8 protein-coding genes are annotated in these 9,405 nt (G+C 68.7%); 7 read left to right on the forward strand and 1 reads right to left on the reverse strand.

The features are described from left to right. Nucleotides 1-14 precede the first annotated feature (14 nt). Nucleotides 15-152 carry an acyl-CoA dehydrogenase family protein gene (locus JWP64_RS31790; RefSeq protein ID WP_366890889.1) on the forward strand — a complete coding sequence of 46 codons (138 nt, stop codon included), beginning with the start codon at nt 15-17 and terminating at the stop codon, nt 150-152. A 973-nt stretch (nt 153-1,125) separates the two neighbouring features. On the opposite strand, the gene JWP64_RS30935 is transcribed toward JWP64_RS31790, so the two are convergent. After that, on the reverse strand, nt 1,126-2,472 hold the full coding sequence (locus tag JWP64_RS30935; protein WP_297504110.1) for a TetR/AcrR family transcriptional regulator: 1,347 nt from the start codon (nt 2,470-2,472) through the stop codon (nt 1,126-1,128). 684 nt (nt 2,473-3,156) lie between these two features. Here JWP64_RS30935 and JWP64_RS30940 point away from each other — a divergent pair. The 6 genes from JWP64_RS30940 to JWP64_RS30965 are packed head-to-tail and all read left to right on the forward strand — an operon-like array spanning nt 3,157 to nt 9,190. Then, nucleotides 3,157-3,930, forward strand: a complete 774-nt coding sequence (locus JWP64_RS30940; protein ID WP_210032607.1) for an ABC transporter permease — start codon at nt 3,157-3,159, stop codon at nt 3,928-3,930. Nucleotides 3,931-3,944: 14 nt separating this feature from the next. Further along, entirely contained in the window at nt 3,945-4,787 is an 843-nt protein-coding gene (locus JWP64_RS30945) for an ABC transporter permease (protein ID WP_297504115.1), read from the forward strand. Between the two features lie 47 nt (nt 4,788-4,834). Then, nucleotides 4,835-5,971 carry an MCE family protein gene (locus tag JWP64_RS30950; protein WP_297504118.1) on the forward strand — a complete coding sequence of 379 codons (1,137 nt, stop codon included), beginning with the start codon at nt 4,835-4,837 and terminating at the stop codon, nt 5,969-5,971. Between the two features lie 2 nt (nt 5,972-5,973). After that, a complete protein-coding gene (locus JWP64_RS30955; RefSeq protein ID WP_297504121.1) occupies nt 5,974-6,984 on the forward strand; it encodes an MCE family protein in 1,011 nt (336 codons plus the stop codon). Continuing rightward, the gene (locus tag JWP64_RS30960; RefSeq protein ID WP_297504123.1) at nt 6,981-7,973 is read left to right on the forward strand and encodes an MCE family protein; all 993 of its coding nucleotides are present in this window, start codon (nt 6,981-6,983) and stop codon (nt 7,971-7,973) included. The genes JWP64_RS30955 and JWP64_RS30960 overlap by 4 nt, the downstream gene beginning before the upstream one ends. Then, on the forward strand, nt 7,970-9,190 hold the full coding sequence (locus tag JWP64_RS30965) for an MCE family protein (protein ID WP_297504126.1): 1,221 nt from the start codon (nt 7,970-7,972) through the stop codon (nt 9,188-9,190). The genes JWP64_RS30960 and JWP64_RS30965 overlap by 4 nt, the downstream gene beginning before the upstream one ends. Nucleotides 9,191-9,405 lie beyond the last annotated feature (215 nt).

Here is a 9,405-nt window from a genome sequence, read left to right on the forward strand (position 1 = left end):
CCGCCCATCAGAACATCCAGTTCCACGGCGGAATGGGCTTCACCTGGGAGGTGGCGGCGCACCTCTTCTACAAGCGCGCCCGGTCCTCCGAGGTGTTCCTCGGCGACGCCTTCGCCCACCGCGAGGCACTCGCGCAGCGAATCGGCGTCTGAAGCGTCCACCTGCCCCGGCGGGCCGATCGCACGGGTTTGCCGGACTCCTCCACCGGCCTCCCGGAAAAGTGTCCTGCGTACGAGGTCCGGAGGTTCCTGCCATGCCAGCGAGAAGCAGCCGCCCGTGACCGGGCGACGCAGCGACCAAGCGGTGATGGCGGTGGTCCGGCTGGACGGCCCCCTGAACCTGGGCAGAACACCGAAGTCACCGTGATGCACCCCGGCACCGACGACGCCGCGGTCACCATCCGGGTCGGGAAGACGCTGCTATATCTGCATCAGGAGCAGACCGCGGAGCATTTCCTGCACGCCTGGGTCGAGGGCGCGGAGGCGGCGAAGGCTTTGCCGATGCAGGCGGACTGGCGCCCGGTCCGCGCTGCGCGGGATGCCGGACCCCGCGGTGGCCGCGCACGCGGTCGCCGGCCTCCAACGTCCTCACCGGCCGGCAAGCGGGACCCGGGCGCGAGCCCAATCTGCGGGTCCAGCTCGGGCGGATCGCGTTCGAGGGACGTGATCAGCGGGCCTACGTCAGCTGTGTCAACGCCTTCCGCGAGGCGCATCGGCTGGCGAAGACGGCGTTCCTGATGCCGGGGGAGGCGCTGATCGTGCACGGCGCGATGGACATCGCCGCGGACGCGTTCTTCCCCGTCAGCCGCCCGGCCGATCACAACGCCACCCCGACCTCGGTCGAACCGGCGCAGCCGGGGCCGTGGGACCGGCTCCGCGCGGTGGAACCCCCTCAGCCACGACCCGCCCGAAGGACAAGCGCTATGAATGGACCGGACTACCCACTGCTGGCCATCCCGGGCCACGATCTGTATCAACTCGCGCAGGTCGCCACGTCCATCGCCGACCGGCGGCACCAACCGCGGAATCTACGACGACGCGGTGCGGGCCCAGGTCCAGGAGGCCAAGGACAAGGCCGGCACGCCGGACCTGCAGTCCCTGCTCAGCGGCCGCGACACCTGGACCGTCAGGAAGTAGCAGGGGCCGGGCTCCCGGACGAGAAGATCGCGCGCCGGATCGCGATCGTCATGATCGAGGCCGTGTCGCCGCCGGCGGTCGGCGTGGCCAGGATCTCCGGCAGCTGCTCGAGCATCGCGAACAGTACCGAGACGACGGCCGGCAGGCTGACCGGGTACCGACGGTCTACGGCGGCCACGGGTTGAATCGCGTTACTAGCTACGACGTCGGTGAGCCGCTGCGCCGTAGCGGTCAGGTGCGCGTCCTGCCATGCCCCGTGGAACCAGGCGCGCATCACGCCGAGGTAGCGCTGATGAAGCTCGACGAACTCGTGCATCCAGAGGACGAGGCCGTGACCTTCGCGTCCGTCGACAGCGAGGGAGAAGGTCGAGAAGAGCGTTCCGAATCCGTCGGCGCACTCCTCCGCGAGCTCGTAGAGAAGGTCGTCCTTGGTGGGGAAGTACTTGTAGAAGGCGCCACGAGTGAGATCGAGCTGCGACAGGACGTCGTCGATGCTCGTCTCGTGGAAGCCGTTCTCCCTGAACGTAGTTGCAGCGATGTCCAGGATGCGCCTGCGAGTCAACTGGCCCCTCGGACCGAATCTCGCAGGACGGTCCTCGCGCCTGGCGGCCACCGAGACCCCTGCGAACAGCGGGTACTCGATCGGCTTGGGCTCGGTGCCGGTCTCGGAATCCGTCACTGCCCGGATGACCTCCCCGGCAGTGCCCGGGAACAGCATGAACTGCATGCAGGTCGCCAGCGCGTCGACCCTGGTTGACGGATCGTCCGGCGGAGCGAACCCGAGAGCGCGGAAGTAGTGATAGCGATGGACCGTGTTCACGAGGATCGCGGCCGCGTCCTCGGGGTCCAGTCCCTCGGCCCCCGAGCGTTCGATGCGCTTGGCCACACGCGACTGGTACCTGGTCATGAACTCCGCGATGGCCGGCCGCACCGGGTGCGCGGGGCTGTCCATCCCGGCCCACTGCAGATGCACGGTCCGGTAGCGGTCGTACAGGTCGGCCCATTCGCCGAGCCACCAGTGAAGGTTGTCGAAGCCGATCTGGGTCGGGCTCAGGGGGCCGAGTCTCTCGGCGAGCCGACTGATGGCCCGGCCGCACTCCTCGAGCAACTCGAGGAAGATCTGCTCTTTGCTCTCGAAGTACTGGTACAACGTCGGCCGGGAGATCCCCGCAGCCTTCGCGATCGCGTCAACGGAGACGTCGTGAAAGCTCTGCGAGGCGAGGAGTCGCAGCAGCACGTCAGCGATGCGTCTTCGCGTTCGAGTTCCTCGTTCCCCGACGATCAGGCTGGTCGCGCCGTAGCCGTCGCGTCGCCGGATCTCCTCACCGCTCGTCATGATGAAGTCATCGTAGGTGAGGTCAGCAGCCTCACCCAGACGGCTCACTCGCCCCCGCCGAGCGTTCACCTGTGCTTCAGTGCCCTTCTCAAGGGCTGCAACACCCGCGCCGAGGACGTCGTAGATGTCGACAACCGGCGGCCATCGGACCCGTCGCGGACTGACGCTACTTGATCGGCAAGGCGGTTGCCCTAGCTACGGTACGCGACGGTGGGGGAAGGACTGCCGGTGCAGATCGCTGTCCGGGGTCCTCGAGGCGCCGGAGTCTGGCTCCCCGTCAAGCCTGGCTGACCGAGCAGATCTGCGCCATCCGCTAGGCCTCGAACGGCATCTCCTCCTGGCGGTCAGCGCACTCCAGACCCACCCTCGGCCGTGGCGTGCCGGTCGGCACAACGCAGTGGGAGTGCTCATGGCCAGAGCAGGCATTCAGGGCCTCGCGAATTGGCCACGTGGCGTGAGCCGAGCCCGAACCTCCCTGCTGACACGGCGGTGTCCACCTGCCGTTTGCGGTCTATCTGACACGATGTTCCTCGCTGGAGCAGTGCACGAGCGGTTCCCTCGAACGAGCGTCTGACTGACCGCAACCTCGGGCTGAACGCCTCGTTGACAGAGTGTTCAAGTCGTGCGGAGTTGCCCGGCACCTCGCACGGCCACGATGTCGTCGCCCAATGAGGAGCCTCGCGCATGGCCCGTCGTAGTGCCGCGTCGTTGGTGGATCCGCTCGGTGGCTTCTTCGCCATGACACTGGACACCGGGCGAGCGCTCTTCCGGCGCCCGTTCCAGTGGCGCGAGCTGCTCGAGCAGATCGTCTTCATCGCGCGGGTGTCGGTCGGCCCGGCGATCATGCTGACGATCCCGTTCCTCGGCGTCGTCATCTTCCTGATCAACCAGCTGCTCGTGCAGATCGGCGCGGTCGACCTCAGCGGCGCCGGCGTCGGGCTCGGCGTCGTGCGGGAGATCGGTCCGCTCGCCGCGGTGCTGATCGTGGCCGGTGCCGGAGCGACCGCGATCTGTGCCGATCTGGGCTCGCGGACCATCCGCGAGGAGATCGACGCCATGAAGGTCCTCGGCATCGACCCGCTGCAACGGCTCGTGGTGCCGCGTGTACTCGCCTCGACGCTCGTGGCGATGGCTCTGAACATCCTGGTGTCGATCGTCGGGATCTCGACCGGATACGCCCTGTCGGTCCTCGTGCAGGGAGCCAGCCCGGGCCAGTTCATGGCGAACCTGACGTTGCTGACCGGCCTCGGCGACTTCGTCCTCAGCGAGATCAAGGCGGCCGTCTTCGGGCTGTCGGCCGGCCTGGTCGCCTGCTACCGAGGGCTGACGACCAAAGGCGGCGCGAAGGGCGTCGGAGACGCGGTCAACCAGACGGTCGTGCTCGCCATCGCCGCGCTGTTCGTCTTCAACACCGTATTGACCGCCGTGTACCTGCAACTCGGCAACACGGCCAAGTAGGAGTCGGTACATCCATGGCTCAGCAGACGCTCCGCCGCGCCCGGCGGGCCTTCGCCCTGCCCACCCAGACCCTGGACGGCCTCGGCCGCCAACTCGCCTTCTACGGCCGCGCCTACAGCTGGGCGCCGCTCGTGCTCCGCCGGTATCCCCGCGAGATCTGGCGACAGCTCGCTGCGGTGAGCCTCGGAACGGGCGCCCTCGCGCTCGTCGGGGGAACCGCGGTGATCGTTGCGTTCCTCACCGGCACCGCCGGGATCGAGGTGGCGCTGCAGGGCTACTCGCAGCTGTCCAACGTCGGGGTCGAAGCACTGAGTGGCTTCATCTCCGCCTACCTCAACACGCGCATCGCCGCCCCGCTGATCGCCGGTGTCGCGCTGATCGCCACGGTCGGCGCCGGGTTCACCGCCGAGCTGGGCGCGATGCGGATCAGCGAGGAGATCGACGCGTTGGACGTCATGGCGATTCCGTCGGTGCCGTTCCTGGTGACCACGCGCGTGATCGCCGGATTGATCGCGATCACGCCGCTCTACGCGATCTCGCTGATCATGTCCTACGGGTTGACCCGGCTGACCGTCGTGTTGTTCTACGGCCAGTCGCCGGGCTCGTACGACCACTACTTCGCCACCTTCCTGGTCCCCGCCGACATCCTGTCGTCACTCGCCGAGGTCCTGACGATGGCGGTCGTCGTGATCTCGGTGCACTGCTACTACGGCTTCAAGGCGGCAGGCGGCCCGTCCGGCGTCGGCAAAGCGGTCGGTCAGGCGGTCCGGCTCTCACTGATCAGCATCATGGTCGTGGCGATGGCGATGAGCCTGCTCCTCTACGGCAACTCCGACACCCTGCACATCTCCCGGTGAGGGACACGATGGGCGAGTCGAGCGTGCGCTACAAGGTGTACGGACTTGTGGCGCTCCTTCTGATCGTGGCCGCGGTCGCGGCGATCCTGGGCGCCTACACGCAGGCGTTCACGCCGGTCGTCGCGGCGACCGTGCGCGCCGACCGTTCCGGCCTGCTGATGGACCCCGGGGCCGACGTGACCCTGCTCGGGGTCACTGTCGGCAAGGTGCGCGCCGTGCGCTCCGACGAGGACGCGGCAATCGTGGAGGTCGCCTTCGATCGGGACCTCGTCGACGAGATCCCGGCCAACGTCACGGCGAACCTGCTCGCCCCGACGGTCTTCGGCGCCAAGTACATCGACCTCGTCATGCCGGAGCAGCCCAGCCGTCAGCACGTCGCCGCGGGCGCCGTGATCCAGCCGACCACCGTGGGCCCGGAGATCAACAGCGTCTTCGAGGACGTGGTCAGCCTGCTCCGCTCGATCGACCCCGCGCAGCTGAACTCGGCTCTCGGTGCGCTGAGCACCGGCCTACAAGGCCGCGGCGCCCAACTCGGCGGCACCATCGAGCAGTTCGACGCCTACCTCGCCGCCCTGCAGCCGAGCCTGCCGGCCCTTCGCAGCGACATATCCGGGGTCGCCGACGTCTCGAACGTCTACGCCGACGCGACCCCCGACCTGCTCGCGACGGCCGCAAATACGACGGCCACCAGCCGCACCCTGGTGGAGAAAGAGGCACAGCTCGCTGCGTTCCTGGTCGACCTGTCCGGGCTCGCGGACAGCACGCGCGGCTTCCTGACGGACAACGAGGCCGGGCTGCACGACAGTCTCGCCACCCTGGCGCCCGTCACGGCCCTCCTCGCCCGGTACTCGCCGCAGACCACATGCCTGCTGGCGTCGACGAACCAGGTGCGCCCTCCGCTGGAACAACTCATGGGCGGCGCCCAGCCGGGCCTGCACCTGCTCTCCAGCTTCCTGCCGGGCCAGGACCCCTACCGCTACCCGCGTGACCTCCCGAAGGTCGCCGCGAACAGCGGCCCGAGCTGCTACGGCGGTCCGTTCGCACCCGGTGCGCCTCCCGGTCCGTACGTGAAGTTCGACGACGGGTCGCACCCGTTCGACTCGCGCAGCGACGCGGTGACGGTCGGGAACCCGCCGCTGGCGACCCAGCTCTTCGGCCCGGCCGCCGCGAACGGGGGGCGTTGAGGATGTCCAAACTGGTCGTCAAAGTCGTGGCGTTGTTCGGCGTGGCCGGGCTGATGTCGGTCCTGATGGTCGTTGTGTTCGGCAACATCCGGATCGAGGACGCCAGCACCTACAAGGCGTTGTTCACAGACGTCTCCGGGTTGACGCCCGGCTCCGACGTGCGCGCTGCCGGGGTGACTGTCGGGCGGGTGGAGGACGTGGAGCTGCAGCCGTCGAACGAGATCCTGGTGACCCTCAGCGCGAAGGACGAGGTCCCACTCGGGGTGGCGACCCGCGCTGCGGTCCGTTACAAGAACCTCGTCGGCGACCGCTACCTCGAACTCTCCGATGCCCCGGGCCCCAGCGAGCGGCTTCGGCCGGGCGGGACCATCCCCGTCACGAACACCGTGCCCGCCCTCGACCTCGACGAGCTCTACAACGGCTTCACCCCGCTGCTCGAGGGCCTGTCGCCCGACCAGGTCAACCAGCTGTCCAGCGCCCTGATCGGAGCGTTCCAGGGCGAGGGGCCGGCTATCGACAACCTGCTGTCCTCGGTGGGATCGCTCACCGGGACGCTCGCCGACCGGGACCAGATGATCGGGCAGCTGATCGACCACTTCAACACCGTGCTGACGACGGTGAACGAGAGGTCCCCGCAGCTGCGGGACCTGATCGACCAGCTCCAGCGACTGATCAGCGGGCTCGCCGCGGAGCGTGGACCCATCGGGGAGTCGCTGGTCCGGATCGGCGATCTCTCCGGCAACGTCGGCAGCCTGCTCGCACAGGCTCGTCCCGACCTCGCCGGCACGGTCGACCAGGTCGACCGGCTCGCCGGAGTCATCAACAACGACCGCGACACGGTCAACACGACCTTGAGCCGGTTGCCTCGCGCATACCAGCAGCTCGGCCGACTCGGCGCGTACGGATCGTTCTTCCAGTTCTACATCTGCGGCATCCAGGTGCGAGCGACCGGACCCGACGGACGAGCGCTGCTGACCCCGTGGGTGTCCAGTGGAGTGGAGCGCTGTCAGTGAGGTTCAGCGAACGGAACAAGACCGTGGTCGGCGTGAGCGGCCTGGTGGTCATCGCCGTGGTCCTCGCGGTCGCCCTCAATTCCGGAGCGATCTACCGATCCCTGACCAGCCACGGTTACCGGGCGGCGTTTCCGGAGGCCGGGGGATTGCTGGTGGGTGACGAGGTGCGGATCGGCGGGCTGACCGTAGGGAAGATCGGCTCGATCGACCTGGACGGCGACCACGTCACGGCCTCGTTCACCGTGGACTCCGGAGCCCGACTCGGCGCCCTCACCGGGGCGGCCATCAAGACGCAGACCCCGCTGGGCAAGAAGTTCCTGCAGGTGCGGCCCAGCGGCGACGGCGTCCTCGAACCGGGCAGCGAGATCCCGTTGGAGCGCACCAACTCGCCGTACGACGTGGCGCAGGTCCTCGCCGACCTGACCACTACGACAGGCCAGATCGACACCGGGAAGCTCGCGTCGTCCCTCGACACCGTGGCCACCACGTTCGCCGACACCCCGCCCGCACTCCGGTCGGCCCTCGACGGCGTCCAACGACTGTCGCAGACCGTCGCGTCCCGCGACGACGCGCTGCGTCAGCTGCTGGCCGGGGCGAACGGCCTGTCCGGTGTCCTCGCCGAGCGGAGCGGCCAGCTCACCACGCTGATCAGCGACGGCAACCTCCTGCTCGACGAGCTGTACCGCCGGCGGGACGCGATCCGCAGGCTGCTGATCGACACCACCACCCTGGTCACCCAGCTCCGTGGCGTGGTCGACGACAACCGGGAGCGCATCGGTCCCGCTCTCGCCGAGTTGGAGTCGACGCTCGACCTGCTCAACAGCAATGACCGCAACATCGCCCAGGCCATTCACGGGCTGGGGAGATACGCCAAGACACTCGGTGAGGCGGTCGGCAGCGGACCGTTCTTCTACGCGTACATCGCGAACCTCGTGCCGACCAACCTTGCACCGATGGTGCCGCAACTCCTCCAAGGAGGTAACCGTTGAGCGCGTCGACGAGAGGGCTGACCGGGCTGTATCGGGTTCTGGGCGCGGCCGCTGTGCTGCTGGTGCTCGGCGCCGCGCTCGTGTATCTGGCCTTCCCGGGCCGCGGACAGCACTCGGTGGTCGTGCACTTCCCGCGCACCGTCGGCCTGTACGCCGGCGACGACGTCCGGATGCTGGGCGTCCCCGTCGGTGCGGTGGCCTCCGTGACACCGGAGCAGGACTCGGTCCGCGTCGAGCTCACCTATCGCTCCGACGTCGTGCTGCCCGCCGACGTACACGCCGCCGTCCTCGCGCCCACACTCGTGACCGGCAGGTTCGTCCAGTTCAGCCCCGTCTACCGAGGTGGTCCGCAGCTCGCGGCCGAGGCCGACATCCCGGTCGAGCGCACCGCGGTCCCGGTGGAATGGGACGAGATCAAGAAGCAACTCGTGACCCTCACCGGTGCCCTCGGCCCCGACGGGGCGAACCAGGACGGGTCGTTGTCCCGCGCGCTCGACACGGCCGCCGCCAACCTGGACGGGCAGGGGGACACGCTCCACGGCACGCTGGAACAGCTGTCCCAGGCTGCCACGACCCTGTCCGACGGCCGCTCCGATCTGTTCGGCACCGTCCGCAACCTCCGGGTCTTCGTCGACACGCTGGCCCAGAACGACCGGCAGGTCCAGGACTTCAACACCCAGCTGGCCTCGGTCTCGCGGGTGCTGGCCGACAACTCCGACCAACTGTCGACCGCCCTGACCACGTTGGACTCCACCCTGCCCCTGGTGCAGAAGTTCGTCGCCGACAACCGGAACAGCCTTACCACCGATCTGGACAAGCTCGGGCAGGTCACCGGCAATCTCGCACAGAACCGGCAGGCGCTGGCCGACGTGCTGCAGGTCGCGCCGACGTCGCTCTCCAACTTCAACAACATCTACGACCCGCTCGGCGGCTCGCTGACCGGCGTGCTGTCCACAGCCATCGTGAAGGACCCCGCGGCGTTCGTGTGCTCGGCGATCTTCTCCGCCGGCGGAACGCCGGACCAGTGCCGTCAGGCGATCGCCCCGTTGGCGGACCTCGTGGCGATGGACGACGTCCCGGTCACGACCAGCCCGGTCGAGCGCAGTGGACGGTCGGCCCAGGTCCTGCCGGACGGCACGCCCGCACCCGCGGACGGACCCGGCCCCGCGGCCCCGCTGGGCCTGGAGAGACTGCTCCTGCCGGAGGGATCCCGTTGAGACGAAAGATCGGGCTGGGCCGAGGGTTGGCCGTCGGAGTGGCCGGCATGGTGCTGGCGGGCGCAGTGAGTGGCTGCGAGTTCACCGGAGCCGGGTCGCTGCCGCTGCCGTTTCGCGACGGAACCGGGGACGGCGCCCTGCAGGTGACGGTCCAGTTGCCGGCCGCGACCAATCTCGTGCCGAACTCCGAGGTGAAGGTCGGGGACATCACGGTG

This window comes from Pseudonocardia sp. (assembly GCF_025465255.1).
Taxonomy (GTDB): domain Bacteria; phylum Actinomycetota; class Actinomycetes; order Mycobacteriales; family Pseudonocardiaceae; genus Pseudonocardia.

What these genes read in the sequence shown, in the direction of transcription:
- JWP64_RS30955 (WP_297504121.1), top strand. Translation starts at nt 5,974, where the DNA reads ATGTCCAAACTGGTCGTCAAAGTCGTGGCGTTGTTCGGCGTGGCCGGG.
- JWP64_RS30935 (WP_297504110.1), bottom strand. Translation starts at nt 2,472, where the DNA reads ATGACGAGCGGTGAGGAGATCCGGCGACGCGACGGCTACGGCGCGACC.
- JWP64_RS30945 (WP_297504115.1), top strand. Translation starts at nt 3,945, where the DNA reads ATGGCTCAGCAGACGCTCCGCCGCGCCCGGCGGGCCTTCGCCCTGCCC.
- JWP64_RS30940 (WP_210032607.1), top strand. Translation starts at nt 3,157, where the DNA reads ATGGCCCGTCGTAGTGCCGCGTCGTTGGTGGATCCGCTCGGTGGCTTC.